The 25,827-nt window shown below is 61.2% G+C and carries 23 protein-coding genes; 15 read left to right on the plus strand and 8 right to left on the minus strand.

The genetic code is table 11. The annotated features are described in order from the left end of the window. Positions 1–13: 13 nt before the first annotated feature. Both FGE05_RS20845 and FGE05_RS20850 read left to right on the plus strand, forming a co-directional pair. Entirely contained in the window at positions 14–1,255 is a 1,242-nt protein-coding gene (locus FGE05_RS20845) for a glutamine synthetase family protein (protein WP_175385819.1), read from the plus strand. 69 nt (positions 1,256–1,324) lie between these two features. Continuing rightward, positions 1,325–2,662 carry an MFS transporter gene (locus FGE05_RS20850; RefSeq protein WP_139647864.1) on the plus strand — a complete coding sequence of 446 codons (1,338 nt, stop codon included), beginning with the start codon at positions 1,325–1,327 and terminating at the stop codon, positions 2,660–2,662. A 122-nt stretch (positions 2,663–2,784) separates the two neighbouring features. Here the strand turns inward: FGE05_RS20850 and FGE05_RS20855 are convergent, their stop codons facing one another. The 4 genes from FGE05_RS20855 to flgA all read right to left on the minus strand — a co-directional run bounded on the left by FGE05_RS20855 (position 2,785) and on the right by flgA (position 5,379). Continuing rightward, the gene (locus FGE05_RS20855; RefSeq protein WP_139647867.1) at positions 2,785–3,531 is read right to left on the minus strand and encodes a flagellar brake protein; all 747 of its coding nucleotides are present in this window, start codon (positions 3,529–3,531) and stop codon (positions 2,785–2,787) included. A 92-nt stretch (positions 3,532–3,623) separates the two neighbouring features. Continuing rightward, entirely contained in the window at positions 3,624–4,091 is a 468-nt protein-coding gene (locus FGE05_RS20860) for a flagella synthesis protein FlgN (protein ID WP_139647869.1), read from the minus strand. Positions 4,092–4,137: 46 nt separating this feature from the next. Beyond that, complete coding sequence (gene flgM / locus FGE05_RS20865) at positions 4,138–4,443, minus strand: flagellar biosynthesis anti-sigma factor FlgM (RefSeq protein WP_139647871.1); 306 nt, start codon at positions 4,441–4,443, stop codon at positions 4,138–4,140. Between the two features lie 171 nt (positions 4,444–4,614). After that, complete coding sequence (flgA, locus tag FGE05_RS20870) at positions 4,615–5,379, minus strand: flagellar basal body P-ring formation chaperone FlgA (protein ID WP_041024270.1); 765 nt, start codon at positions 5,377–5,379, stop codon at positions 4,615–4,617. 78 nt (positions 5,380–5,457) lie between these two features. On the opposite strand from flgA, the gene FGE05_RS20875 reads away from it, so the two are divergent. The 6 genes from FGE05_RS20875 to flgE all read left to right on the plus strand — a co-directional run bounded on the left by FGE05_RS20875 (position 5,458) and on the right by flgE (position 10,586). Next, complete coding sequence (locus FGE05_RS20875) at positions 5,458–6,384, plus strand: chemotaxis protein CheV (RefSeq protein WP_139647873.1); 927 nt, start codon at positions 5,458–5,460, stop codon at positions 6,382–6,384. Positions 6,385–6,437: 53 nt separating this feature from the next. Further along, a complete protein-coding gene (cheR, locus tag FGE05_RS20880) occupies positions 6,438–7,265 on the plus strand; it encodes a protein-glutamate O-methyltransferase CheR (protein WP_024779771.1) in 828 nt (275 codons plus the stop codon). A gap of 382 nt (positions 7,266–7,647) precedes the next feature. Continuing rightward, positions 7,648–8,055 (plus strand): flagellar basal body rod protein FlgB, encoded by a 408-nt coding sequence (flgB, locus tag FGE05_RS20885; protein WP_024779770.1) that lies wholly within the window; start codon positions 7,648–7,650, stop codon positions 8,053–8,055. 3 nt (positions 8,056–8,058) lie between these two features. Continuing rightward, a complete protein-coding gene (flgC, locus tag FGE05_RS20890; protein WP_139647875.1) occupies positions 8,059–8,502 on the plus strand; it encodes a flagellar basal body rod protein FlgC in 444 nt (147 codons plus the stop codon). 15 nt (positions 8,503–8,517) lie between these two features. After that, a complete protein-coding gene (gene flgD / locus FGE05_RS20895) occupies positions 8,518–9,240 on the plus strand; it encodes a flagellar hook assembly protein FlgD (RefSeq protein ID WP_139647878.1) in 723 nt (240 codons plus the stop codon). Between the two features lie 29 nt (positions 9,241–9,269). Beyond that, positions 9,270–10,586, plus strand: coding sequence for a flagellar hook protein FlgE (gene flgE, locus FGE05_RS20900; protein ID WP_139647880.1), 1,317 nt, complete (start codon positions 9,270–9,272; stop codon positions 10,584–10,586). Between the two features lie 269 nt (positions 10,587–10,855). On the opposite strand, the gene FGE05_RS20905 is transcribed toward flgE, so the two are convergent. Beyond that, complete coding sequence (locus FGE05_RS20905) at positions 10,856–13,747, minus strand: ribonucleoside-diphosphate reductase subunit alpha (protein WP_139647881.1); 2,892 nt, start codon at positions 13,745–13,747, stop codon at positions 10,856–10,858. Positions 13,748–14,508: 761 nt separating this feature from the next. On the opposite strand from FGE05_RS20905, the gene FGE05_RS20910 reads away from it, so the two are divergent. Then, on the plus strand, positions 14,509–15,231 hold the full coding sequence (locus FGE05_RS20910; RefSeq protein WP_139647883.1) for a response regulator transcription factor: 723 nt from the start codon (positions 14,509–14,511) through the stop codon (positions 15,229–15,231). Then, positions 15,228–16,838: an ATP-binding protein gene (locus FGE05_RS20915; protein WP_139647885.1), complete on the plus strand. Its 1,611-nt coding sequence runs from the start codon at positions 15,228–15,230 to the stop codon at positions 16,836–16,838. The genes FGE05_RS20910 and FGE05_RS20915 overlap by 4 nt, the downstream gene beginning before the upstream one ends. A gap of 117 nt (positions 16,839–16,955) precedes the next feature. On the opposite strand, the gene FGE05_RS20920 is transcribed toward FGE05_RS20915, so the two are convergent. Beyond that, positions 16,956–17,681, minus strand: coding sequence for a 4'-phosphopantetheinyl transferase (locus FGE05_RS20920; protein WP_218938877.1), 726 nt, complete (start codon positions 17,679–17,681; stop codon positions 16,956–16,958). A gap of 213 nt (positions 17,682–17,894) precedes the next feature. Continuing rightward, positions 17,895–18,686, minus strand: coding sequence for a dienelactone hydrolase family protein (locus FGE05_RS20930; protein WP_139647888.1), 792 nt, complete (start codon positions 18,684–18,686; stop codon positions 17,895–17,897). 155 nt (positions 18,687–18,841) lie between these two features. Here FGE05_RS20930 and FGE05_RS20935 point away from each other — a divergent pair, with 155 nt between their 5' ends. From FGE05_RS20935 to FGE05_RS20945, 3 genes are all read left to right on the plus strand, one after another. Then, on the plus strand, positions 18,842–19,441 hold the full coding sequence (locus FGE05_RS20935; RefSeq protein WP_047701062.1) for an outer membrane beta-barrel protein: 600 nt from the start codon (positions 18,842–18,844) through the stop codon (positions 19,439–19,441). Between the two features lie 106 nt (positions 19,442–19,547). Beyond that, a complete protein-coding gene (locus FGE05_RS20940) occupies positions 19,548–20,225 on the plus strand; it encodes a response regulator (protein ID WP_139647890.1) in 678 nt (225 codons plus the stop codon). Further along, positions 20,222–21,568 (plus strand): ATP-binding protein, encoded by a 1,347-nt coding sequence (locus FGE05_RS20945; protein ID WP_139647892.1) that lies wholly within the window; start codon positions 20,222–20,224, stop codon positions 21,566–21,568. Before FGE05_RS20940 ends, FGE05_RS20945 begins: the two co-directional genes overlap by 4 nt. A 136-nt stretch (positions 21,569–21,704) precedes the next feature. On the opposite strand, the gene FGE05_RS20950 is transcribed toward FGE05_RS20945, so the two are convergent. After that, positions 21,705–22,703, minus strand: a complete 999-nt coding sequence (locus FGE05_RS20950) for an AraC family transcriptional regulator (RefSeq protein WP_139647894.1) — start codon at positions 22,701–22,703, stop codon at positions 21,705–21,707. Positions 22,704–23,037: 334 nt separating this feature from the next. Between FGE05_RS20950 and FGE05_RS20955 the strand changes: the two genes are divergently transcribed. After that, positions 23,038–24,390 (plus strand): dicarboxylate/amino acid:cation symporter, encoded by a 1,353-nt coding sequence (locus tag FGE05_RS20955; RefSeq protein WP_139647896.1) that lies wholly within the window; start codon positions 23,038–23,040, stop codon positions 24,388–24,390. A gap of 194 nt (positions 24,391–24,584) precedes the next feature. Next, positions 24,585–25,766, plus strand: coding sequence for a CaiB/BaiF CoA-transferase family protein (locus FGE05_RS20960; RefSeq protein ID WP_139647898.1), 1,182 nt, complete (start codon positions 24,585–24,587; stop codon positions 25,764–25,766). Positions 25,767–25,827: the final 61 nt, after the last annotated feature.

A 25,827-nucleotide genomic window follows, 5' to 3' on the forward strand; every position in this document is an offset into this window, starting at 1 on the left:
GCGGGGCAAGGTGATGACCGCTGCGGGTTTCCTGGAGGGGCGGCGGTTGCAGATGGCCCGGGGTGTGCTGTTGCAATGCATCATGGGCGGTTATCCGCCATCGCGCTTCTATGGCAGTGACGATGGCGACCTGGCGTTGGTGGCCGATCCGAAACAGATCCACCGCCTGCCCTGGAGTTCGCACCCCCGCGCCCTGGCAATCTGCGATGCCGATGAACTGACCGGTGAAAGCTCTCGTCTCTCGACACGCGGCCAGCTCAAGACGGTGATCGCCCGGTATGCTGCCCGGGGCTTGGCGCCGGTGGTGGCGACCGAACTGGAATTTTTCGTCTTCGCGCCCAACCCGGATCCGACCCAGCCATTCCAGCCCCCGGTGGGCTTGGATGGACGTCGTGAAGACGGCCACTCGGCATTCAGTGTCAGTTCCAACAACGGCCTGCGCCCATTCTTCAACGAGGTCTATGAATGCATGGCAGCCCTGGGGTTGCCGCGCGATACCTTCATGCATGAAATGGGTGTGAGCCAGTTCGAGATCAATCTGCTGCATGGCGATGCTCTGCTGCTGGCCGACCAGACCTTCCTGTTCAAGCACCTGCTCAAGGAGGTCGCTCTCAAGCACGGCCTGACCGTGGTGTGCATGGCCAAACCGCTGGCCCATACGCCGGGCAGTTCGATGCATATTCACCAGAGTCTCGTCGAGCTGGACAGCGGCCGTAATGTGTTCAGCGACGAGGCCGGCGAGCCAACGGCGGCGTTCAGGCACTTCATCGGCGGGCAACAGGCCGGCATGGCGGACTTCACGGCGCTGTTCGCGCCGAACGTCAACTCCTACCAGCGCCTGTGTCATCCGTTCGCGTCGCCGAACAATGCCTGTTGGTCTCACGACAATCGCTCGGCCGGGTTACGGATTCCGGCCAGTTCACCAGTGGCCCGACGGGTCGAAAATCGCTTGCCCGGGGCCGATGCCAACCCTTACCTGGCTATCGCTGCCAGCCTGGCGGCCGGTCTTCATGGGATTGAAAATCGCCTGGAGCCGAGCGCTGCGATCCAGGGTGAATTCCAGGTGCCGGATAATCTATCGTTGCCATGTACCTTGCATGCTGCCCTGGAGCGTCTGAGACGTAGCCTTCTGGCGAAGGAACTGTTCGGTACAGAGTTCATCGAAGGCTACATCGCGACGAAAACCCTGGAACTGACCAGCTACTTTGATGAAATCACGCCCTGGGAACGGCGTGTGCTGGCAGCCCAGGCTTAACGAAACGTCGCATTCGGGCTGCCTTCACAGGCGGCCCCTACTTATCTCAAGGAGCCGCTCGGAACGCCGATGCGCCAAGTCTGGAAACCTTTTCGAGCGCTTTATTTCGCCTCGCTGATGATGCTGATCGGTTCGGGGCTGTTGAGTACTTACCTGGCCTTGCGCCTGGCTGCCGAGCATGTGGACAGCCTGTGGGTCGGTGCGCTGATGGCCGCCAACTATTTCGGCCTGGTGCTGGGCGGCAAGATCGGCCATCGGCTGATTGCCCGTGTCGGGCATATTCGTGCCTACTCGGCCTGTGCAGGGATCGTCGGTGCGGCGGTGCTGGGTCACGGCCTGGTGAGCTGGCTGCCGGCCTGGGTGGTGCTGCGGGTGATCGTCGGTCTCGGCATGATGTGCCAGTACATGGTCATCGAGAGCTGGCTCAACGAGCAGGCCGATGCGAAGCAGCGTGGGGTGGTGTTCAGCGGCTACATGATCGCCTCGTACCTAGGGATGGTGCTGGGTCAACTGATCCTGGTGATCCACCCGGCCCTGGGGCTGGAACTGCTGATGCTGGTGGCGCTGTGCTTTGCCCTGTGCCTGGTGCCGGTGGCGTTGACCCGCCGGATCCACCCGGCGCCGTTGCGTCCGGCACCGATGGAGCCGCGGTTCTTCATCAAGCGCGTGCCACAGTCATTGAGTACGGTGTTGGGCTCCGGGCTGATCGTTGGCTCGTTCTATGGCCTGGCGCCGCTCTATGCCTCCCAGCAAGGGCTGTCGACCGAGCAGGTCGGCCTGTTCATGGGTAGCTGCATCTTTGCCGGCCTGCTGGTGCAGTGGCCGCTGGGTTGGCTGTCCGACCGTTACGATCGCGCGCTGCTGATCCGTTGCTTTGCCCTGTGCCTGGCGGTTTTCGCAGCGCCATTGGCAATTCTGTCGGCGGTGCCGCTGGAGGTGCTGTTCATCGCGGGGTTCTTCTGTTCGCTGATGCAATTCTGTTTGTACCCGCTGGCGGTGGCGTTTTCCAACGACCACGTCGAAGCTGATCGCCGGGTGTCGCTGACCGCCATGCTGCTGGTGACCTACGGTGTGGGTGCGAGTATCGGCCCGTTGGTGGCCGGGGTGCTGATGAAGTCGTTCGGCAGCCACATGCTGTATGCCTTCTTCACCTTTTTTGCATTGGTACTGGTGTGGCGCATACGGCCGAAAGCGGTGACCAACCTGCATCAGGTCGATGACGCACCGCTGCATCACGTGGCGATGCCCGACAGCATGTCCAGTTCGCCGCTGGTGGCGTGTCTCGATCCGAGGGTTGATGAGCAGGTGGTGCAGGAGCAGATGCAGGTGTCGCCGAATCCGGAGGTCGAGCCGGTGGCAGAGCCGGTTACCGAGGCGGCTGAGGCTGAGGAGCCTCAGGCCAGGTAAGAGAAGTGCGGCGCGCCCATCGCGAGCAGGCTCGCTCCCACAGGGACTTGGGTAACCCATGTGGGAGCGAGCCTGCTCGCGATGAGGTCAGTCCAGAAGCAGCGATACTTTAGGGCTGAAGATCAGAGATCGTCTTTATCGAAACGGCGAGCTTCACGCTGCAACTGATAAACGAAACGCTCGACCTGCCGCTGCACCAGGCCACTGATATTGTGGAAGCGCACGCCGGCGAAAGTGGTGTTGATGCGCTCTTCGAAATGCAGGTAGCGCAGCTCGACCGGCGCCGTCATATTGCCAAAGGGCAGGGCGGCGATGAAGCGCTCATACACCTGGCCCAATTGCAGGCGCTCGGTGATGTCGCCATCGAAGCGCAGCTTGCAGCCGGTGGCGGAGATATCCAGCAGTTTGCCGTTCACCGGTGACTTGAGCTTGTCGCCGCCCAGTTCGATGTTCACCAGTTGCGCCAGTTTCAGGGCGGCGCGGAAGGCGTTGCGACGTTGGTGATAAACCACTTCGTCGGGCAAGGCGCCGCGATAGCAGCGGCCATCGTTGGACTCATTGATCGTCAGCGGGCCATTGCCTTCCCATGCGATGCGCACGCCATCATGGAAACCCTCGACCCGAAACGGCTCGCCCGCGAGCAGGAAGCGTTCTCCGTCGCGAGGGATCATTTCATCCAGGGCAATGGTGTTCTTCTCGCGATCGACGTCGACCAGGTAGCTCTGGAAGCGTTGTGTGCGTTCATGAAAGGTAATGATCAGTGGATCGTGACTATCTTGCAGCATCCGCAAGTTGCCGGAGATTTCCAGGGGCGTGGTAAGGACCTTAGGCGGTTGCGGAGCATCATCCGCGTTTGAGGCGTTGAACACGGTGGGTCAATCTCCAGGCAAAATACGACTACGAATGGCTAGCATTTTGCCAGCATCTATCGCGGGTTGATAGAGCGCATGCATGGTTCGTTTCATGCCTGGCTGAGCGGGCGATGCTTGACCATTTTGGCGGTCGAGCCGCGAGCATCGTAAAGCGTCGGGATTTCACCGCCATTGAGGATGCGCAACTGGTTGGCGGTAGCGGCCTGCTGGAGTTGGATCGATTGGCCATTGCGGGCGTTGGCGGCCTGGCACTGGGCGAGCAGCTCATTGAGCACTGCACTTTGGGAGAGCAACTGATCGCCGATCGTCGACTGGCTCGCCAGTTGCTCGAGGCCATCGTTGTTCGCGGGCAGGTTAAGGCTGGCGAGAATCTCGCTACGTTTACGGCCATGCTGATCGAGCAAAATGATCAATGCCTGTTTCTGTGCCAGGATATTTTCCAGCAAGGGCATGTCGCGACCGTGCAGCGCCAGGGATTCGGTCTGCAGGAGTTCCAGCAATTGTTGCGCTGGAACAAAATCGTCGATGATCAGTTGCAATAAATGAGTGTCGTGCATGGCTGGCCTTGGGTCTTAGCGTCCAAAAGCCTGCGCAGGCGGCGGCCTAGCGCTGGGCTTCGAAGTTGAGCAGTTTGCTGGCTACACGGTTGCTGTCGACTTTATAGCTGCCATCGGCGATGGCTGCTTTCAACTCGGCCACGCGGGCGTTGTTGACGACAGGTTGATCGCGCAGCTTGTCAGTGACCTTCTGCAACTGTTGAGCCTCATCACTGAGGTGTACCGATTCCCCATTCTTGACGACTGTCGCTTGCTCGGCCGGCGAGGATTTTTCGGTTTCCTTGCTGGCGCTGGGGCGCGTGGTGCCCGTCAATGGTGAAGAGCTGTTTAAACGGTTGAAATCGATGACCATGGTAAAAAACCTCTGGGTATTTGGACGCTTGCCATGTTTTCGGCCATCCCCAAAAAAACTTTAGGCTCATTTGTTCAATGAGCGTGCGCACGTCTGCGCTTGCCTTGCGTAAGGCACAGTCTAGGGAACAGCAGGGTCAAGCGCCAGCTTTCTACCCATTTCTACCGATCGCTACATAGCCACTTCCACCTGGCCTGGGGCTATCACCTGCGCCTTGATGACGCGCTGGGAATTGAGGTTTTTCACCCGAATCTGTTCATTCATGCCGCCATTGGACAGGGCTTCACCAGGCATTCGTACGGCCAAGGTGCCGCTGCGGGCGGTGATCACTACCTGGTCACCTTTACGAACGACTTCGGCCTGCTCCAGATGCACGAGGGTCACGATCTGATCGGCTACCATTGGTCGGACAAGTTTCTGTCCAATGGCCTGATCGACAGAGGTCAGGAAGCCCTGGGTTATCTGGCTGACGTCCCGTTCACGCAGCGTCACGTCCTGAGGTTCAACGATTCCGGCCCGTTTCAATGGTCGGGTGGTGGTGACGATTTCGCGGAACAGGCGCACCTGGGCCGGCACGAATACCGTCCAGGGCGCCGCGCTGTCGCAACGGACCTTTACTGTTACACGTCCCAGGGGCCTGGCGGGGCTTTCCAGGGAGGCAGTCAATTCCTTGTCGCACATCGGCATGCGCAGGCGCGGGTCGATCTGGTTGACTTCGATTTCGTAGCGACCTTCGGTTTGACTGGAAGCCAGATAGTCTTCTACGGTGAATTCAAGAAAGCCCTGAGTGACGCCGATAAGGAGATCAGGCAAGGTAACCGGAGCATCGGCAAGGGCACGTCCCCCCGAGGCGAACAGGCAGGCAGCCAACAGCACACCGAGCCAGAGGCGGCAATGAGTGGTCAGGCGTCGAGAAAATGTCGTTTGTGCGTTCATGCCGGTTGAATAGCAAGCCCCGTGCCGTTTAGTGATGAATGCGCGTCGGACACATTAGCGTTAGGTAGGAGTCAGGGCATGGCGGGAGTGATGGATTCGGTAAACCAGCGCACGCAGCTGGTCGGTCAGAATCGCCTGGAGCTGTTGTTGTTCCGTCTCGATGGCCAGCAGTTATATGGGATCAACGTATTCAAGGTCCGCGAGGTGCTGCAATGCCCCAAGCTGACCTTGATGCCCAAGTCCAGTCCCGTCGTGTGCGGTGTGGCGAACATTCGGGGAGCGACCATTCCGATTCTCGATCTGGCGATGGCCACCGGTTCCGGTCGGCTGCTGGATCAGAGCAGTCCGTTTGTGATCATCACCGAGTACAACACCAAGACCCAGGGATTCCTGGTGCGCTCGGTGGAGCGCATCGTCAACATGAACTGGGAGGAGATCCATCCACCGCCCAAGGGGACCGGCCGCGATCACTACCTGACGGCGGTGACCCGGGTTGATGGCCAGTTGGTGGAAATCATCGACGTGGAGAAAATCCTCGCCGAAGTGGCGCCGACCACGGAAACCATCTCCCACGGTGTGGTGGATGCCGAAACCCAGCACAAGGCGGTTTCGCTGCGGGTGCTGACGGTGGACGATTCGTCGGTGGCGCGTAAGCAGGTGACCCGTTGCCTGCAGACGATCGGCGTCGAAGTGATTGCATTGAACGATGGGCGGCAGGCGCTGGATTACCTGCGCAAGTTGGTCGACGAGGGCAAGAAGCCGGAAGAAGAGTTCCTGATGATGATCTCCGACATCGAGATGCCGGAGATGGACGGGTACACCCTGACATCGGAAATCCGCAGTGATCCGCGTATGCAAAAGCTGCACATCATCCTGCATACGTCCCTGTCGGGTGTCTTCAACCAGGCGATGGTCAAGAAAGTCGGTGCCGATGATTTTCTCGCCAAGTTCCGCCCTGACGACCTGGCTTCCCGGGTAGTCGATCGGATCAAGACAGCGGAATAAAGGTCGGGCGCGTTGTGCGCCCGGCAAATCAACACAATGAAAGAGGCGGTAACTTGTCTACGGGTAATTTGGATTTCGAACAGTTCCGGGTCTTCCTGGAAAAAGCCTGTGGCATATTGCTTGGTGAAAACAAGCAATATCTGGTGTCGAGCCGTCTCAACAAATTGATGGAGCAGCAGGGCCTCAAATCGTTGGGCGAACTGGTGCAGCGTATCCAGACCCAGCCGCGTAGCGGTTTGCGCGAAATGGTGGTGGACGCCATGACCACCAATGAAACCCTGTGGTTTCGTGATACCTATCCGTTCGAAGTCTTGAAGAACAAAGTGCTGCCGGCGGCCATCAAGGCCAGCCCGGGCCAGCGCCTGCGGATCTGGTCGGCCGCCTGCTCGTCGGGTCAGGAACCGTATTCGCTGTCGATGTCCATCGACGAGTTCGAGCGGACCAATATCGGCCAGTTGAAGGGGGGCGTGCAGATCGTCGCCACGGACCTGTCCGGGACCATGCTCAACAACTGCAAGACCGGTGAGTACGACAGCCTGGCTATCGGCCGCGGCCTGTCGCCCGATCGCCTGCAACGCTACTTCGATCCGAAAGGGCCGGGGCGCTGGGTGGTCAAGGCACCGATCAAGAGCCGGGTGGAGTTCCGCTCGTTCAACCTGCTGGACAGCTACGCCAGCCTGGGCAAGTTCGACATCGTGTTCTGCCGCAACGTGCTGATTTACTTCTCCGCCGAAGTGAAGAAGGACATCCTGTTGCGCATCCACGGCACTCTGAAGCCCGGCGGCTACCTGTTCCTAGGCGCCTCTGAAGCACTGAACGGCTTGCCGGATCATTACCAGATGATCCAGTGCAGTCCGGGGATCATCTACCAGGCGAAGTGATGCAGTCGGGTCGTCAAAAAGCGGGAGCCCCTACAGGCTCCCGTTTTTTTTTGCCTGCTGATTAGTGCTTCGCTCACTCTGTGGAGCGAGCTTCTGTGGGAGCCGAGCTTGCTCGCGATGCAGGCAACACGGTTTCAACTCCCGACCGCGTCATCGTTCATCGCGAGCAAGCTCGGCTCCCACGAAAGCCCGGTCCCACTGTAATTGCCAGTGTCACTCAAAAAGCGGCAGAAAAGCGGCAGCCGGCGGAAAACGGTTGCCGCTTTTCTGGCATTGCCGCCTTGCCCATGCCCGCAAAGCCCCGGTTTATGGGGTTTTGGAAAGTGGCACGACGCTTGCTAAGTCCATGTACGTACATTCTGGTCACCCAAAGGTTTCCGACATGAGCATCAGCTTCGATAAAGCGCTCGGTATCCACGAACAGGCCCTGAGCTTCCGCGCCCAGCGTGCCGAAGTTCTGGCCAACAACATCGCCAACGCCGACACCCCGAACTACAAGGCGCGGGACCTGGACTTCTCCAAAGTGCTCGCCGAGCAGAACGAGAAAACCAAGAACGGCTCCTTCGCCCTGAACATGACCAACAGCCGTCATATCGAGGCCGAAGGCTTGGGTAACGGCGACGAGTCGCTGATGTATCGCACGCCGATGCAGCCTTCGATCGATCAGAACACCGTGGACGCTCAACTGGAACAGTCCAACTACGCGGAGAACTCCGTGAACTTCCAGGCCAGCTTCACCCTGCTCAACAGTAAATTCAAAGGGCTGATCTCGGCCCTGCGCGGAGAGTAAGTCATGTCGATTGCGAGCGTATTCAACATCGCCGGCAGTGCCATGAGTGCCCAGACCACTCGCCTGAACACTGTCGCCAGTAACATCGCCAACGCCGAGACCGTTTCGTCGAGCATCGACCAGACCTACCGCGCCCGTCACCCGGTGTTCGCCACCATGTTTCAAGGTGGCCAGTCGAATGGCAGCGGCTCGCTGTTCCAGGAGCAGGACGCGGCCGGGCAGGGCGTGCAGGTAATGGGCGTGGTCGAAGACCAGAGCAACCTCGAAGCGCGCTATGAGCCGAACCATCCGGCTGCCGACGCCAAGGGCTATGTCTATTACCCGAACGTCAACGTCGTCGAAGAAATGGCCGACATGATTTCCGCCAGTCGTTCGTTCCAGACCAACGCCGAAATGATGAACACCGCCAAAACCATGATGCAGAAGGTCCTGACCCTGGGTCAGTGATAAGGGGCGAGTCACATGAGCGTTACCAACACCACCAGCGGTTTGAGCCTCAACGAGATTCTGGCCAACTCCTCGGTCAAGACCAACACCACCACCGACGGCCTGGGCTCGCTGACAGGTGCGGCGACCGGCAAGAAGGAGCTGGGCAAGGATGCGTTCCTGCAACTGCTCGTCACCCAGCTGAAAAACCAGGACCCGTTGTCGCCGCAGGACAACGGTGAGTTCGTTGCCCAGCTGGCCCAGTTCAGTAGCCTGGAAGGCATCACCACCCTCAACGATACCGTGAGCGGGTTGGCCAGCAACTACAACTCGTCCCAGGCCTTGCAGGCCTCGTCGCTGGTGGGGCGTTCAGTCATTGCCCCTGGCGACAAGGCGGTGGTCGACACCTCCAAGAGCCTCAACGGCACGGTGGTGGTGCCCTCGGCGGTATCGTCCGTCGCGGTCAAGATCGTGGACAAGGATGGCAAGACGGTTCGCACCATCGACTTGGGCAGCCAGAAGGCCGGTAACTCCGCCTTTATCTGGGATGGCAAGAACGATGCGGGCACGACGGTCGAAGCGGGTACTTACAGCTTCGTAGCCTCGACCACCATCGACGGCCAGGCCACGTCGCTGATCACCAACCTGCCGGCGACCGTCAGCAGCGTGACGATCAGCCAGACAGGGGGAGAGCTGATGCTCAACCTCGCCGGGCTGGGCAGCATCGCCCTGTCCAAAGTACAAACTATTGGTATGTAGAGCCGACTAACCCGGCAAAGGAGTGGAATATGTCTTTCAACATCGGCCTTAGCGGTCTCTATGCTGCCAACAAACAGCTGGACGTCACCGGTAACAACATCGCCAACGTGGCAACCACCGGCTTCAAATCGTCCCGCGCGGAATTCGAAGACGTCTACTCGGCCACCAAGCTGGGTTCGGGCAGCAAAACCGTGGGTAACGGCGTGCGCCTGTCCAACGTTTCCCAGCAGTTTGGCCAGGGCGACGTCAACAACACCGGCAACGTGCTGGACATGGGTATCCAGGGCCAGGGCTTCTTCGTCCTGAGCAACGACGGTTCCCTGAGCTACACCCGTGCCGGTACGTTCAAGACCGACAAGGAAGGCTATATCACCAACAGTGACGGCACTTCGAGGCTGCAGGGCTATGGCGTGGATGCGAACGGCAAGATCCAGAACGGGATCCTGACCGACCTGCGTATCGACACCTCCAACCTGCCACCGAGCGCTACCAGCCTGGTTTCGTCGACCATCAACCTGAACTCCACGGCCACTGCTATTACCGCTGCGTTCAATCCGACCGATACTTCGACCTTTACCAAGCAGTTCACTACGCCGGTCTACGACACCCAGGGTAACCAGCACTCCATGGACCAGTACATGGTCAAGACGGCTGGCAATACCTGGAACGTCTATACCTTGATCGATGGTCGTAACCTGGACGGTAGCTTGCCGACCACGACCGGTGCGACCGCGCCGATTCCTTCGACCATGACCTTCGATTCGAGCGGCAAACTGACCCAGGTCAGCACTCCGCCAGTGCCACCTGCCACTGTGCCGACTATCAACAGCGATCTGGTCTTGACTGGCTGGGTGCCTGGCACAGTGACCAACGGCGTATGGGCCGCCAACGGTGCCGCGAGTGCGCCAACCATCACGATCTCCATGGGCAACACCACCCAGTTCAACGCCGACACCGCGCGTTCGATCCCGACCCAGAACGGTTACGCCACCGGCCAGATCACCAACCTGACCATCGATGGTTCTGGTGTACTGCTGGCCAACTTCAGCAACAACCAGACCAAGCCGATCGGTCAGCTCGCCCTCGCCAGCTTCACCAACGAGCAAGGCCTGCAGCCGGTAGGCGGCACCAGCTGGAAGGAAACCTTCTCGTCGGGTATCCCGGGCTACGATGCTCCAACCACCGGTACCTTGGGTTCCATCGTTTCCAACGCCTTGGAAGAGTCCAACGTCAACCTGACCAACGAACTGGTCGAGCTGATCAAGGCCCAGAGCAACTACCAGGCAAACGCCAAGACCATCTCCACCCAGAGCACGATCATGCAGACCATCATTCAGATGGCCTGATTCTCGATGGTTGCTTGAAAGGTTACACAAGGAGCCCCTCGCAAGAGGGGCTTCTTTTTGGGCGGGTGTTTTGTGCTGCCTGGACTGGCCTCATCGCGAGCAGGCTCGCTCCCACAGGGGAACGCATTCCAATGTGGGAGCGAGCCTGCTCGCGATGAGGTCAGCCCGGCCACCACTTTCCTCCAGGCAAAAGAAAACCCCCGATAAACCAGCGGTCTATCGGGGGCTTTCTTTAAAGGTAGGCGCCTTGCAGCGTCCACCCGCTCAGCTTATTGGCAAGCTTCGCAATCCGGTTCGTCGATCGCGCAGGCCTTTGGCACTGGTGCCGGGCCGGCTGGAGCAGCCAGGACCGAGTCGTCACCGTGGTTGCCGCCGCTGGAAACAGCGTTCAGCTTGCCGGTGTTGATGGTCGACTTCTCGGTGCTGGTGGCGGCCAGGGCACGGAGGTAGTAAGTGGTTTTCAGACCACGGTACCAGGCCATGCGGTAGGTCACGTCCAGCTTCTTGCCCGAGGCGCCGGCGATGTACAGGTTCAGCGATTGAGCCTGGTCGATCCACTTCTGGCGACGGCTGGCTGCGTCGACGATCCAACGGGTGTCCACTTCGAACGCGGTCGCGTAGAGCTCCTTGAGCTCCTGCGGAATGCGCTCGATCTGCTGTACCGAACCGTCGTAGTACTTCAGGTCGTTGATCATGACCGAGTCCCACAGGCCGCGGGCCTTGAGGTCGCGGACCAGGTACGGGTTGATCACGGTGAACTCGCCCGACAGGTTCGATTTCACGTACAGGTTCTGGTAGGTCGGTTCGATCGACTGCGACACGCCGGTGATGTTGGCGATGGTGGCGGTCGGTGCGATGGCCATGATGTTGGAGTTACGGATGCCTTTCTGTACACGGGCGCGAACCGGTGCCCAGTCCAGGGACTCGGTCAGGTCGACGTCGATGTACTTCTCGCCACGGGACGCGATCAGGATCTGTTGCGAGTCCAGCGGCAGGATGCCCTTGGACCACAGCGAGCCCTGGAACGTCTCATAGGCGCCACGCTCGTCGGCCAGGTCGCAGGAAGCCTGGATCGCGTAGTAGCTGACCGCTTCCATGGACTTGTCGGCGAACTCGATGGCCGCGTCCGAACCGTATGGGATGTGCTGCAGGTACAGCGCGTCCTGGAAGCCCATGATGCCGAGGCCGACCGGACGGTGCTTGAAGTTGGAGTTCTTCGCCTGCGGCACCGAGTAGTAGTTGATATCGATCACGTTGTCGAGCATGCGCACGGCGGTGTTCACGGTGCGTTGCAGCTTGGCGGTGTCCAGCTTGCCGTCGACGATGTGGTTCGGCAGGTTGATCGAGCCCAGGTTGCAGACGGCGATCTCGTCCTTGTTGGTGTTCAGGGTGATCTCGGTGCACAGGTTCGAGCTGTGGACCACGCCTACGTGCTGCTGCGGGCTGCGCAGGTTGCACGGGTCCTTGAAGGTCAGCCATGGGTGGCCGGTCTCGAACAGCATCGACAGCATCTTGCGCCACAGGTCTTTGGCCTGGACGACCTTGAACAGCTTGATCTTGTTGTACTCGGTCAGGGCTTCGTAGTACTCGTAGCGCTCTTCGAAGGCCTTGCCGGTCAGGTCATGCAGGTCCGGTACTTCGGATGGCGAGAACAGGGTCCACTTGCCGTCGTCGAAGACACGCTTCATGAACAGGTCGGGGATCCAGTTGGCGGTGTTCATGTCGTGGGTACGACGACGATCGTCACCGGTGTTCTTGCGCAGCTCGATGAACTCTTCAATGTCCATGTGCCAGGTTTCCAGGTAGGCACAGACCGCGCCCTTGCGCTTGCCACCCTGGTTGACCGCGACAGCGGTGTCGTTGACGACTTTGAGGAACGGTACGACGCCCTGGGATTTACCGTTGGTGCCCTTGATGTACGAGCCCAGCGCACGAACCGGCGTCCAGTCGTTGCCCAGGCCACCGGCGAATTTCGACAGCATGGCGTTGTCGTGGATCGCGCCGTAGATGCCCGACAGGTCGTCCGGCACGGTGGTCAGGTAGCAGCTCGACAACTGTGGACGCAGGGTACCGGCGTTGAACAGGGTCGGGGTCGATGCCATGTAGTCGAAGGACGACAGCAGGTTGTAGAACTCGATGGCACGCTCTTCTTTCTGCTTCTCTTCGATGGCCAGGCCCATGGCCACACGCATGAAGAAGATCTGCGGCAGTTCGAAGCGGATACCGTCCTTGTGGATGAAGTAACGGTCGTACAGGGTTTGCAGGCCCAGGTACGTGAACTGCTGGTCGCGCTCGTGGTTGATCGCCTTGCCGAGTTTTTCCAGGTCGAAAGAGGCCAGGACCGGGTTCAGCAATTCGAATTCGATACCCTTGGCTACATAGGCCGGCAGGGCCTTGGCGTACAGGTCGGCCATTTCGTGGTGGGTCGCGCTCTCGGCGACTTCCAGGAAGCCCAGGCCTTCGGCGCGCAGGGTGTCCATCAGCAGGCGGGCGGTCACGAAGGAGTAGTTCGGCTCGCGTTCCACCAGGGTCCGCGCAGTCATCACCAGAGCGGTGTTGACGTCCTTGAGCGCGACGCCGTCATAGAGGTTCTTCAGGGTTTCGCGCTGGATCAGGTCGCCATCGACTTCTTCCAGGCCTTCGCAGGCCTCGGTGACGATGGTGTTCAGGCGGCCCATGTCCAGCGGCGCCAGGCTGCCATCGGCGCGAGCGATGCGGATCGACGGGTGGGCCTGGACCGGTGCGTCGGCCGGGTTGCGGGTGGCGCGTTCCTTGGCACGGGAGTCGCGGTAGATCACGTAGTCACGCGCTACCTTTTGCTCGCCGGCACGCATCAGGGCCAGTTCGACCTGGTCCTGGATTTCTTCGATGTGGATGGTACCGCCCGACGGCATGCGACGCTTGAAGGTCGCGGTGACCTGTTCGGTCAGGCGGGCCACGGTGTCGTGGATGCGCGACGAAGCGGCAGCGGTGCCACCTTCAACTGCGAGAAATGCTTTGGTGATGGCGACGGTGATCTTGTCATCGGTGTAAGGAACGACAGTGCCGTTACGCTTGATCACACGCAGTTGGCCAGGCGCGGTGGCAGCCAGATCCGGAGTCGAATCAGCGGCCAGCGGCGCGGTGCCCTGCGGGTTCTCGCGAGTTGTGTCGGTGTGCATGGGTGTCTCCACGTTCTCTATGTTTGTTTGGGCACCATCACGGTGCCCACCGTTCCGTCCTGAAGCACTACAACCGACTGGCGCCGGGTATAACAACTTCGGGACAGTAGGAAGCAGCCCTGTGGGGCTGCGTCCATCCGAAGTTCATGGGTTGCGAGCCTGGGCTCGAAACCGGGGTTGCAGGGGTGGCAGCAATGGACTGCAACACCCGTACCGTTTCGGTCGTTTTCGACCTTTGAAACAGTGGCCATCCGCAGGGGCGGTCTGGTCTTTGGAAAACACGATGTTTCAAGTGGAGAGAGGCACGAAAAGCGCTTGAATTCTCTGTCCGACTTGTGTTTGGTTTTTGGCTTCAACCCCTACATGTAGGGTTTTTTTTGCAGCGGGCTACAAGATAATGCGTTTTGGGGGATGAATGCAACGTACTGCCTGTGGATAAACCTGTGCGTAATTTGTGTGCGAAACAGGGAACTGCGCTGTAGGCCGCGACCCTGCTGGAGTGGGCCTTTTTTCATCGTTTTCGAGGCGCTGAAAACAGCCTGCCGGTTTTTGCGGGCGCGGACGTTACCACACAAATCCCGCTCGACCGAACGCATTTGTTCGCTTGTTTTCTCCCAAGGCGCCGTTTATACAATCGGCCCGTGCGTCGGACAGGGTTATCCTCCTTTGACATGACAAAAGAGCGAGGGGGCGAGCGCGAATACCCTCGCCACAAGGGATGAGCATTTGTCCTTTTATATTCACAGCAGACGAGGTCCCCCGTGGAACAAGACGCCTGGCATATATTGATCGTCGAGGATGACCAGCGTCTGGCCGAGCTGACCCGTGACTACCTGGAAAGCAACGGGCTGCGTGTCGCCATCGAAGGCGACGGCGCGGTGGCGGCGCAGCGGATCGTCGCCGAGCAGCCGGACCTGGTGATCCTCGACCTGATGCTGCCCGGCGAAGACGGCCTGAGCATCTGTCGCAAGGTCCGCACGCAGTACGACGGGCCGATCCTGATGCTCACGGCCCGCACCGACGACGCCGACCAGATCCAGGGCCTGGACCTGGGCGCCGACGATTATGTCTGCAAGCCGGTTCGCCCGCGTTTGTTGTTGGCGCGTATCCAGGCCCTGCTGCGGCGTAGCGAGCCGGAGCCGTCCTCCCCACAGAAATCGCGGCGCCTGCAATTCGGCCCCTTGGTGGTGGACGACGCTCTGCGCGAGGCCTGGTTGCAGGGCAACGGCATCGAACTGACCAGCGCCGAGTTCGACCTGCTGTGGCTGCTGGTGTCCAATGCCGGGCGCATCCTGTCCCGGGAGGAAATCTTCACCGCCCTGCGTGGTATCGGGTATGACGGCCAGGATCGCTCCATCGACGTCAGGATCTCGCGCATCCGGCCCAAGATCGGCGATGACCCGGAGCATCCACGGCTGATCAAGACCATCCGCAGCAAAGGTTACCTGTTCGTGCCTGAAGCTTGTGTAGATCCGGCACCGTGAATTCGATCTTTCTGCGCATCTATGGCGGCATGTGTGCGGCGCTGGTGCTGGTGGCGGTGCTGGGAGTGCTGGCCCTGCACTTGCTCAACCAGACCCGTAGCGAGCAATACCGCGAGCGCCTGGCCCATGGCACGTTTTCCCTGATGGCCGAAAACCTGCGGCCGATGAACGACACCGAGCGTCACCGGGCGCTGCTGTTGTGGGAGCGGCTGCTGGGGATCCCCCTGGCGTTGCAGACCTTCGCCCAGACCGATCTGGACCTGGGGCAGCGCACCCGCGTGCTGCGTGGCCAGGCGCTGGTCGAACAGACCGGGCCCCATGCGGCGAAGGTCTATCGACTGGTCAGCGATGGCGAGCAATTGATGTTGGTGGGGGAAGTCCAGCAGATCAGCGAGCAACTGGCCCGGGCAACTATTTATCTGCTGGCCGACGAACTGGTGCGCTACCCGGTGGGCGAGCAACCCCGGCGACTCGCCCAGCTCATGGAAGAAAAAGGTTTCGGCTTCGATCTGCGGTTGATGACCGCCGAGCAGGCGGACATGGACGAAGACCAGCGCCGTCGTGTGTCCGAGGGCGATACGGTGATGGCCTTGGGCAAGGGGGGCGATTCGATCCGAGTGTTCGCCGGCATGGTGGGCACGCCGTGGGTATTGGAAATCGGCCCGCTGTACCAGATGAATCCTTATCCGCCCGAATGGCTGGTGCTGATCGCCGCGTTGGGCTTGAGCCTGATCGGGTTGATCGTCTACCTGTTGGTGCGTCAGTTGGAACGGCGCCTGAGTGGCCTGGAGGCCGCCGCCACCCAGATTGCCCAGGGCAGTCTGGAAACCCGCGTGCCAGCTCGTGGTGCCGACTCGGTCGGGCGGTTGGCCGCCGCGTTCAACGGCATGGCCGAGCACCTGCAACAACTGTTGGCGATCCAGCGTGAGTTGGTACGGGCGGTTTCCCACGAACTGCGTACCCCGGTGGCGCGCCTGCGTTTCGGCCTGGAAATGCTCGGCAGCGCTGCCACCCCCCAGGCCCGGGAAAAATACCTGGCGGGCATGGACCATGACATCGAAGACCTGGATCGGTTGGTGGACGAGATGCTGACCTATGCGCGACTGGAGCAAGGCTCACCGGCGCTGAACTTCCAGCGGGTGGATCTGGATGCGCTGGTCAACCAGGTAATCGAGGAACTCGGCCCGTTGCGGGCCGGGGTCACGGTCGAGCGCGGGCTGTGCCTGTCTGCCGTCGATTGTGACGGCGCCTGGGTCGAGGCCGAGCCACGCTTCCTGCATCGCGCCTTGCAGAACCTGGTGGGCAACGCCATGCGCCATGCCAAGTCCCGGGTGACCGTCAGCTATCAGGTGGGCCAACTGCGTTGCCGGGTGGACGTCGAGGATGACGGGCCCGGTGTGCCGGAGGCGGCCTGGGAGCGGGTGTTCAAGCCCTTCCTGCGCCTGGACGACAGCCGTGCCCGGGCTTCGGGCGGTCATGGGTTGGGGCTGTCGATCGTGCGACGGATCATTTACTGGCATGGCGGCCGGGCGTTGATCGCCAAGAGCAAGAGTCTGGGGGGGGCATGTTTCAGCTTGAGCTGGCCGAGGCATCAGGACAGAGGTTGAAGGATATAGCGACTGGATTGTCCTCATCGCGAGCAGGCTCGCTCCCACATGGGAACGCATACCCCCTGTGGGAGCGAGCCTGCTCGCGATGGCGCCGTCAAAAGCGACAGGAAAGCTTCAGGCCTTGACGCCCACCAGACTCAACAACTGCCCATCCTTCACCCCAAACCGCGCCTGCAACTCACTGCCATGGCGCCATTCGGCCGACAGGTCCGTCAGCAAGCGCAATCGCACCTGCCCGTCGCGGGTCCATTCCAGCATCTCGGCATGTTCGAAATAGAAGCGCTGCCCGACGATCGGGTACAACGCCTTGAACAGGCTTTCCTTCACCGAAAAGGTCAACGTCACCAGCAAGGCCCGGTCATCTCGCCGGGTGGTGGCCATGCGTTGCAGTTCCGGTGGGGTCAGGATTTCACTCGCCAGCCGCTCGGCGCGCTCCGGGTCGAGCAGGTTCTCCAGATCCATGCCGAGCCCTTGCCAGTGGTCCTTGCTGGCGACGATGGCCGCCGCCCGGCCGGTGCTATGGGTGATCGAGCCGCTGACATGGGCCGGCCAGATGGGAGCACGGTCTTCGCCGATCGCCGGTACGCAGTGCTGGCCGTTCAGCTGATGAAGGGCTGCCCGGGCACAGATCCGCCCGGCAAGGAATTCGGCCTGGCGCTTGGGCACCGAACGCTGGATGCTCGCGGGCGGCTCGATGGCACTGTTCGGAAAGTCGTCACCGATCAGCAACAGCGGATCGAAGCGGGTGCTCAGCAGGATTGTATCGGGCAGGGCGTCGGGCAACAGCCAATGTTCATCCAGGGGCGAGCAGCAGGCGGGCAGGGCAGGAAGTCGGTTCATGCCGGGCATTTTGCCGGGTTGGCTTGATGCTGGGTAGTGGGTGACGCCGGGGAGTTGTGAACACTGTTGTGGCGAGGGGATTTATCCCCGCTGGGCTGCGAAGCAGCCCCATCCCAGAACACTCGATCTGTCTGACATACCGAGTCAGCAGGTTTTGGGGCTGCTGCGCAGCCCAGCGGGGATGAATCCCCTCGCCACAGATAGCTTCAGTGATCAACCAAAGATCTTCTTGAAGAACTTCTGCATATCCGCCCACGACTGCTCATCGGCCGCCTTGTTGTAGCCGATGTCCGGTCCGCCATGTTCACCGTGGCTCAAGCGGTCGGCATCGGGGTTGCTGAAGCCGTGCTTGGCGCCTTTCAGGCTGACGAACTTGTAGTCGGCGCCGGCCTTGTCCATCTCGCTCTTGAACGCGCTGACGTTTTCTTCGGTGACCATGCTATCCAGCGCGCCGTGTTCGACCAGTACCTTCGCCTTGACGCTGCCGGGCGTGGCCGGGGTGTTGGTCACCAGGGCGCCGTGGAAGCTCACCACGCCGGCCAGTGGAACGCCCTGGCGAGCCGCATCCAGCACCACTTTGCCGCCGAAGCAGTAGCCGATGGCGGCGAGTTTGTCCGGATCGGTCTGGGGCTGTTTCTTCAACAGGTCGAGCCCGGCCTGGAATCGCGCGCTGGCGGCTTTGCTGTCCTTGAGCGCCGCTTGCATGAACGCCATGGCGTCCGTGGGGTGCTCGGTGTTCTTGCCATCGCCGTACATGTCGATGGCCATGGCGCTGTAGCCCAGGCCAGCGAGGTCGCGGGCACGGCGCTTGGCATAGTCGTTCAGCCCCCACCATTCATGCACCACCACCACGCCCGGGCGCGGCCCCTTGATCGCATCGTCGTAGGCGTAATAGCCGATCAGCTTCGTGCCGTCGGCACTGGTGTAGGGGATTTCCTGGGTCTGGACGGCGGCGTGGCCCGCGCCGCTCAAGGCCAGAAGTACAACAGCAAGCAACCTGCGCATGGGGAATCTCCTTGAAAGAATGGGTTCGCTCGAGACTGGACACTCTAGCCGATTCATTCAGCGCAGGTTCAGAGAACGTTCAAGGGGTGTTCAGGGACCGCTGGTTAACGTGACCACGACTTCACACACCACCCACGTTTCAAAGGAACCTGAACATGACACACATGAAAAAACTGCTGCTGGCTTTCACTGTGCTGGGTGCCAGCGCCATGGCCCATGCCGATGACAACTTCGCCAGCCTGACCCTTGGCCAAACCAGCGACAAGGTCAAGAAGTCCAGTGCCCTGGACCAGGCGCTGAACAATCCGAACGCCGACGGCGTGATCGGCAAGGACACCACCTATGGCCTGCGCCTGGGCAAGCAGAACGACCAGGGCCGCTACTACGCCACTTACGACAACGTTTCAGGGACCCACAACGGTATCAAGTTGCGCCAGGAAAACCTGCTGGGCAGCTACGACCTGTTCTACCCCGTCACTGGCAGCACCAAACTGTTCGGCGGTGCGACGGCGGGCCTGACCAAAGTCACCCAGGACTCCCCCGGCTTCAGTCGCGACAGCGACATCGGTTTCACGGCAGGCCTGCAGGGCGGCGTCCTGCAACAAATTTCGCAGAACACCTCGGTGGAACTGGGTTACCGTTACCTGCGCAGCAACGCCAGCACCGAGATGAGCCCCCACGGCGGCGACAAGGTGGGGTCGCTGGACCTGACCAGCAGCGCCCAGACCTACCTGTCCGCCAACTACACGTTCTAAGCGGTCGGAGGGTGAGCGTGTCCCGCCGGATCGGCCCAAGACGATCCGGCGGCTTTCGTTGCGCTGCACAGCATCGGATTGTCTGATTTGCCTGGAGAGAGGCTCCATGAAGTTACTGGTCGTCGAAGACGAAGCGCTGTTGCGCCATCACCTGCAAACCCGTCTCACCGACAGCGGCCATGTGGTGCAGGCCGTCGCCAATGCCGAGGAGGCGCTGTACCAGGTCGCGGAATTCAACCACGACCTGGCGGTGATCGACCTTGGTCTGCCCGGGATCAGCGGCCTGGAGCTGATCCGCCGGCTGCGTGCCCAGGACAAGACCTTTCCGATCCTGATCCTCACCGCCCGTGGCAACTGGCAGGACAAGGTCGAAGGCCTGGCCGCCGGGGCCGATGACTACGTGGTCAAGCCGTTCCAGTTCGAGGAACTGGAGGCCCGGCTGAATGCCCTGTTGCGCCGTTCCAGTGGTTTTACCCAGTCGACCATCGTCGCCGGTCCGTTGCTGTTGGACCTCAACCGCAAGCAAGCCTCCCTCGACGAGGAGCCCCTGGCACTGACGGCCTACGAATACCGCATCCTCGAGTACCTGATGCGCCATCACCAGCAAGTGGTGGCCAAGGACCGCCTGATGGAGCAGCTGTATCCCGATGACGACGAGCGCGACCCCAATGTCATCGAAGTCCTGGTCGGGCGCCTGCGCCGTAAACTCGAAGCCCCCTCCGGCTTCAAACCGATCGATACTGTGCGTGGCCTGGGCTACCTGTTCAACGAGCGCTGCCAGTGATTCGTTCCCTGCGGCTGCGGTTGATGCTGGCCGCCACGATCCTGGCGGTGTTGTTCATGCTGGCACTGCTGCCTGCCATGCAAGGCGCGTTCAGCCTGGCGTTGCAGGAATCCATCCAGCAACGCCTGGCCTCGGACGTGACCACGCTGATTTCCGCCGCCCGGGTGGAAAACAATCACCTGAAGATGCCGGCACAGTTGCCCGACGAACGTTTCAATCTCGCCGACGCCCGTCTGCTGGGTTACATCTATGATCGTGACGGGAAACTGGTCTGGCGGTCGAAGGCGACCCGGGAAGAAAACATCAACTACACGCCTCGCTATGACGGCCAGGGCAATGAGTTTGCTCGCATTCGCGAGCAGAGCGGCGAGGAGTTCTTTGTCTATGACGTCGAGATCAAGTTGCTCGCCGGCCAGAACGCGGCGTTCAGCATCGTCACCTTGCAGCCGGTGCGCGATTACGAAGTGACCCTGCAGGGGTTGCGGGACAAGCTCTACCTGGGGTTCGGGGCGGCGCTGGCGGTGTTGCTGGCGTTGCTGTGGATCGGTCTGACCTGGGGGCTGCGGGCGTTGCGCCGCCTGAGTCAGGAGCTGGATGAAATCGAAGGCGGCACGCGGGAGAGCCTCAGTACCGAGCATCCCCGGGAACTGCTGCGCCTGACCGGCTCTCTCAACCGACTGTTGTACAGCGAGCGGGAGCAGCGCAGCCGCTATCGCGACTCCCTCGACGACCTGGCCCACAGCCTGAAGACGCCGTTGGCGGTGTTGCAGGGTGTCAGTGAAGACATGGCCCGACGCCCTGAAGACCGTGGGCAGGCCTGGGTGCTGCAAACCCAGATCGAGCGCATGAGCCAGCAGATCGGCTACCAGTTGCAGCGGGCCAGCTTGCGCAAGAGTGGGCTGGTGCGCCATCAGGTGCGCCTGCGACCGGTGCTGCAAAGTCTCTGCGACACCCTGGACAAGGTCTATCGCGATAAACGGGTCAACGTCCGTTTCGACCTGCCGGAGCACTGCCAGGTGCCGATCGAGCAGGGCGCCTTGCTCGAGATGCTCGGCAACCTGCTGGAGAATGCCTATCGGCTGTGCCTGGGCGAAGTGTGCGTCAGCGTGCACCAGACCCTCGGCGGGATCGAGCTGTGCGTCGAGGATGACGGGCCGGGCGTGCCGCCGGACCAGCGTGCGCGGATTCTGCAGCGCGGCGAGCGGCTGGACCGCCAGCATCCGGGACAGGGGATTGGCCTGGCGGTGGTCAAGGACATCATCGAGAGCTACGGTGCGCGCTTGACCTTGGGCGACTCGGAGCTGGGCGGCGCGGCGTTCCGGGTGCTTTTTCCAGCGGTTTGATCGGGGTTGGGTGGTGGAGCCGCTGACGCCATCGCGAGCAGGCTCGCTCCCACAGGGGATGTGTGCCGATCACAAAACCCTGTGGGAGCGAGCCTGCTCGCGATGACGGCAGTCAGTACACCGCAAACCCCCAGCCTTAGTTCTCCTGCTCCCGGTAAGCCCCCGGCGTCAGCCCCGTCCATTTCTTGAATGCCCGGTGGAACGCCGACGGCTCCGAGAACCCCAACTGCTCGGCGATCTGCTGCAACGACAGGTCCGCGCGTCCCAAGTGGTAGATGGCGATATCCCGCCGCAGGTGATCCTTGAGCTCCTGGAAGCTGGTGCCTTCCTCCCGCAGATGGCGGCGCAGGGTCTGGGGGCTCAGGTGCAGGTGATTGGCGGCAGCCTCCAGGTCCGGCCAGCGTGCGGTATCGCGGCCGAGCAACCGACGCAGTTGGCTGCTCAGGCTGTGGCCATCGTCCGGACGCGAGAGCAGATCGGCGGGGGAGTGCTCGAGAAAACGCTTGAGGGTCCGTTCGTCCTGAAGCAACGGCATGTCCAGGTAGCGGCTGTGGAACAGCAGGCCGCTGTGTTGCGCCTCGAACGCCAGCGGACAGGGGAACAGCAAATCGTACTCGGCGCCATGGGCGGGCCTGGCATAACTGAAGCTGGCCTGCTCCAGGGCGATTCGCTGACCGATCAGCCAACTGGCGAGGCGATGCCATACCACCAGCAGGCTTTCGGCGAGGAAATGATCCGGGTCCCACAATGCCGAATCGTTCAGCACCAGGCGCACCCGTTCGCCTTCGGCGACCAGTGTCAGGTCCGGGGCGTCGGGGAACAGGCGGTAGAACAACAGCCCACGTTGGAGAGCCTTGCCCAGGGTCCGGCAGTGGATCAGCGTATGGCACATCATGGCGAACGTCCCGGGTTTACTCGGGGCGCTGCCAAATCCAAGGTATTCATCACCCAATGCCAGCCACAGCGATTGCAACAGACGGGCGAACTGCTCCGGCGCGATACGCGCGCGGGGTTCGTCCAACAGCTCAGGGCTGATGCCCAGTTGTTGCAGTAGGGGAAGAGCGTCGAATCCCTGCCGACGTGCGCCGCCCAAGGCTGCGCGGGCAAAGTGACTGGCGATCGTGCGTTGGCGCATGGCATCAATCCGTTCGATAAGCGACCGATGGTAGCAGGGAGCTCCATCGCGACAAGGCGGATATCCGCCAAATCCTGGAACAGGAATCAAGCTGTTGGCGGAAATCCGCCATCTTATACGCTATCGTTTAACCTTTGATTAGTCATAAAACCTGTCTGCCATGGCGGCTGTAGGGCATTTCTGAGAAATGGCACGGGCTTTGCGATGCGTTACGTAGGTCTGCCCCTGTGCAGCCGACAAAACAAATCCCTCCAGTGCAGGAGGGTTCGCAAAGTTGAGGTGTCGTGGACAACAGATGGATGTTGTCACACGGGACGCTTGAGGAAGGTTTGCCATGACGACTCGTCAGCCCTTGTACAAATCCCTGTATTTCCAGGTGATCGTTGCCATTGCCATCGGTATTTTGCTCGGTCACTTCTACCCGCAGACCGGTGTGGCCCTCAAACCGTTCGGTGACGGGTTCATCAAACTGATCAAAATGGTCATCGCCCCAATCATCTTCTGTACCGTTGTCAGCGGTATCGCCGGCATGCAGAACATGAAGTCGGTGGGCAAGACCGGCGGCTACGCGCTGCTGTACTTCGAAATCGTCTCCACCATCGCCCTGCTGATCGGCCTGGTCGTGGTCAACGTCGTGCAACCGGGCAACGGCATGCACATCGACGTGACGACCCTGGACACCAGCAAGATCGCCGGCTTCATTTCGGCTGGTAAAGACCAGAGCATCATCGCCTTCATCCTCAACGTGATCCCGAACACCATCGTCGGCGCATTCGCAAACGGCGACATCCTGCAAGTGCTGATGTTCTCGGTGCTCTTCGGTTTCGCCCTGCATCGCCTGGGCGCCTATGGCAAGCCGGTGCTGGACTTCATCGATCGCTTCGCCCACGTGATGTTCATCATCATCAACATGATCATGAAGCTGGCTCCCCTGGGTGCGTTCGGTGCCATGGCGTTCACCATCGGCGCCTACGGCGTGGGTTCGCTGGTGCAGTTGGGTCAGCTGATGATCTGCTTCTACATCACCTGCGTCGTGTTCGTGCTGGTGGTGCTGGGCGCCATCTGCCGCGCTCACGGTTTCAGCGTCATCAAGCTGGTCCGCTACATCCGTGAAGAGCTGCTGATCGTACTGGGTACTTCCTCGTCGGAATCGGCCCTGCCACGCATGCTGATCAAGATGGAACGCCTGGGTGCCAAGAAGTCGGTCGTAGGCCTGGTCATCCCGACAGGTTACTCGTTCAACCTCGACGGTACTTCGATCTACCTGACCATGGCTGCGGTGTTCATCGCCCAGGCCACCGACACCCCGATGGACCTGACTCACCAGATCACCCTGCTGGCCGTGCTGTTGCTGTCCTCCAAGGGGGCTGCTGGCGTGACCGGTAGCGGCTTCATCGTACTGGCGGCCACCCTGTCGGCCGTAGGTACCCTGCCGGTCGCCGGCCTGGCGCTGATCCTGGGTATCGACCGCTTCATGTCCGAAGCCCGCGCCCTGACCAACCTGGTGGGCAACGCCGTTGCCACCATCGTGGTTGCCAAGTGGGTCAAGGAGCTGGATGAGGAGCAGTTGCAGACCGAGCTGGCTTCCGGCGGTCGCGGTATCTCCGACGTCCGTGAAGACGACGAGCAGATCGCAGCGGCGCAGATTGCGGCGGCTGAAACCTCTGCGCCAGGCGCGGTGAGGTAATCATCAGGCTGCAATGAAAAAACCCGCTTCGGCGGGTTTTTTCATGGGCACTTTCTAGAGGTTGGCTAAATCCCCTCGCCACAACAGAGGTGCGCAAGTCTTGAGCGCATTGGTCATCCCAAACGACACCTGCGGTAATTGCCCCGCCGCCAGCGCCTGCCTAGTCTTTGCTCATCATCCTGCGGAGACCTTTCATGCAAGGCCCATTGGCATCGCTCAAGGTTCTGGATTTCTCGACCCTGCTACCCGGTCCGTTCGCCTCGCTGCTGCTGGCGGACATGGGCGCCGAGGTGCTGCGCATCGAATCACCGACCCGCCCGGACCTGCTACGGGTTCTGCCGCCCCATGACCGGGGTGTTTCCGCCAGCCATGCCTACCTCAATCGCAACAAGCGCAGCCTGGCCCTGGACCTCAAGCAACCGGAGGCGCTCGAGGTGATCAAGCGGTTGCTGGCCGACTACGACATTCTGCTGGAGCAGTTCCGTCCCGGCGTGATGGAGCGACTGGGGCTCGGGTATGAGGCGTTGAGGGCCATCAATCCCCGGCTCATCTATGTGTCGATCACCGGTTACGGCCAGACCGGCCCCTACAGGGACCGCGCCGGGCATGACATCAACTACCTGGCCCTGACAGGGCTGGCCAGCCATACCGGGCGTGCCGACAGCGGTCCGCTGCCGCTGGGCATCCAGGCGGCGGACATCGCCGGTGGCTCGCTGCACGGAGTGATCGGGTTGTTGGCGGCGGTGATTGCCCGTCAGCAGAGTGGGCAGGGCCAATACCTGGATGTGAGTATGGCCGATTGCGTGTTCAGCCTGAACGCTCTGGCGGGCGCCGGTTACCTGGCCAGCGGTGTCGAACCCGGCTGGGAAAAGCACCTGCTCAATGGCGGCAGCTTCTATGACTATTACCGCACCCGGGATGGCCGCTGGATGTCGGTGGGCAGTCTGGAACCGGCCTTCATGCAAGCGTTGTGTGAGGTCCTGGGGCGGCCGGAACTGGCCACTCACGGGCTGTCACCCGAGCCCGAGCGACAACAGATGCTCAAGCAGGCCCTGCAAGCCGAGTTCGAAAAGCATGACTGCGCCGAACTCTGCCGGTTGTTTGCCGATATCGATGCCTGCGTCGAGCCGGTGCTGAGCCTGGAAGAAGCGCTCGGGCATCCGCAAATGCAGGCCAGGGCAGTGGTCACCCAAGTGCCTCGCGGCGATGGTTCGAGTCAGGCGCAGATGGCTTGCCCATTGAAGTTCTCGGAAGGCTTGCCCGAGCCCCGGCATATTGGTGCCGGGCTGGGGGCGCATACGGATCAGGTGTTGGCGGAGTTGGGGTTCAGTGCCGAGCGGATTGCTCGACTGCGGGAGGGCAGGGTGGTTGTGTAGTGGTGTTGCTGGCCTCATCGCGAGCAGGCTCGCTCCCACATTGGCTCTGTGGGCGCTGCAC

It is taken from the genome of Pseudomonas sp. ICMP22404 (assembly GCF_006227205.1).
Lineage (GTDB): Bacteria > Pseudomonadota > Gammaproteobacteria > Pseudomonadales > Pseudomonadaceae > Aquipseudomonas.

What these genes read in the sequence shown, in the direction of transcription:
- FGE05_RS20845 (WP_175385819.1), top strand. Translation starts at nt 14, where the DNA reads ATGACCGCTGCGGGTTTCCTGGAGGGGCGGCGGTTGCAGATGGCCCGG.
- FGE05_RS20850 (WP_139647864.1), top strand. Translation starts at nt 1,325, where the DNA reads ATGCGCCAAGTCTGGAAACCTTTTCGAGCGCTTTATTTCGCCTCGCTG.
- FGE05_RS20860 (WP_139647869.1), bottom strand. Translation starts at nt 4,091, where the DNA reads ATGCACGACACTCATTTATTGCAACTGATCATCGACGATTTTGTTCCA.
- flgM (WP_139647871.1), bottom strand. Translation starts at nt 4,443, where the DNA reads ATGGTCATCGATTTCAACCGTTTAAACAGCTCTTCACCATTGACGGGC.
- flgA (WP_041024270.1), bottom strand. Translation starts at nt 5,379, where the DNA reads ATGAACGCACAAACGACATTTTCTCGACGCCTGACCACTCATTGCCGC.
- FGE05_RS20875 (WP_139647873.1), top strand. Translation starts at nt 5,458, where the DNA reads ATGGCGGGAGTGATGGATTCGGTAAACCAGCGCACGCAGCTGGTCGGT.
- flgB (WP_024779770.1), top strand. Translation starts at nt 7,648, where the DNA reads ATGAGCATCAGCTTCGATAAAGCGCTCGGTATCCACGAACAGGCCCTG.
- flgC (WP_139647875.1), top strand. Translation starts at nt 8,059, where the DNA reads ATGTCGATTGCGAGCGTATTCAACATCGCCGGCAGTGCCATGAGTGCC.
- flgD (WP_139647878.1), top strand. Translation starts at nt 8,518, where the DNA reads ATGAGCGTTACCAACACCACCAGCGGTTTGAGCCTCAACGAGATTCTG.
- flgE (WP_139647880.1), top strand. Translation starts at nt 9,270, where the DNA reads ATGTCTTTCAACATCGGCCTTAGCGGTCTCTATGCTGCCAACAAACAG.
- FGE05_RS20905 (WP_139647881.1), bottom strand. Translation starts at nt 13,747, where the DNA reads ATGCACACCGACACAACTCGCGAGAACCCGCAGGGCACCGCGCCGCTG.
- FGE05_RS20920 (WP_218938877.1), bottom strand. Translation starts at nt 17,681, where the DNA reads ATGAACCGACTTCCTGCCCTGCCCGCCTGCTGCTCGCCCCTGGATGAA.
- FGE05_RS20930 (WP_139647888.1), bottom strand. Translation starts at nt 18,686, where the DNA reads ATGCGCAGGTTGCTTGCTGTTGTACTTCTGGCCTTGAGCGGCGCGGGC.
- FGE05_RS20935 (WP_047701062.1), top strand. Translation starts at nt 18,842, where the DNA reads ATGACACACATGAAAAAACTGCTGCTGGCTTTCACTGTGCTGGGTGCC.
- FGE05_RS20940 (WP_139647890.1), top strand. Translation starts at nt 19,548, where the DNA reads ATGAAGTTACTGGTCGTCGAAGACGAAGCGCTGTTGCGCCATCACCTG.
- FGE05_RS20950 (WP_139647894.1), bottom strand. Translation starts at nt 22,703, where the DNA reads ATGCGCCAACGCACGATCGCCAGTCACTTTGCCCGCGCAGCCTTGGGC.
- FGE05_RS20955 (WP_139647896.1), top strand. Translation starts at nt 23,038, where the DNA reads ATGACGACTCGTCAGCCCTTGTACAAATCCCTGTATTTCCAGGTGATC.
- FGE05_RS20960 (WP_139647898.1), top strand. Translation starts at nt 24,585, where the DNA reads ATGCAAGGCCCATTGGCATCGCTCAAGGTTCTGGATTTCTCGACCCTG.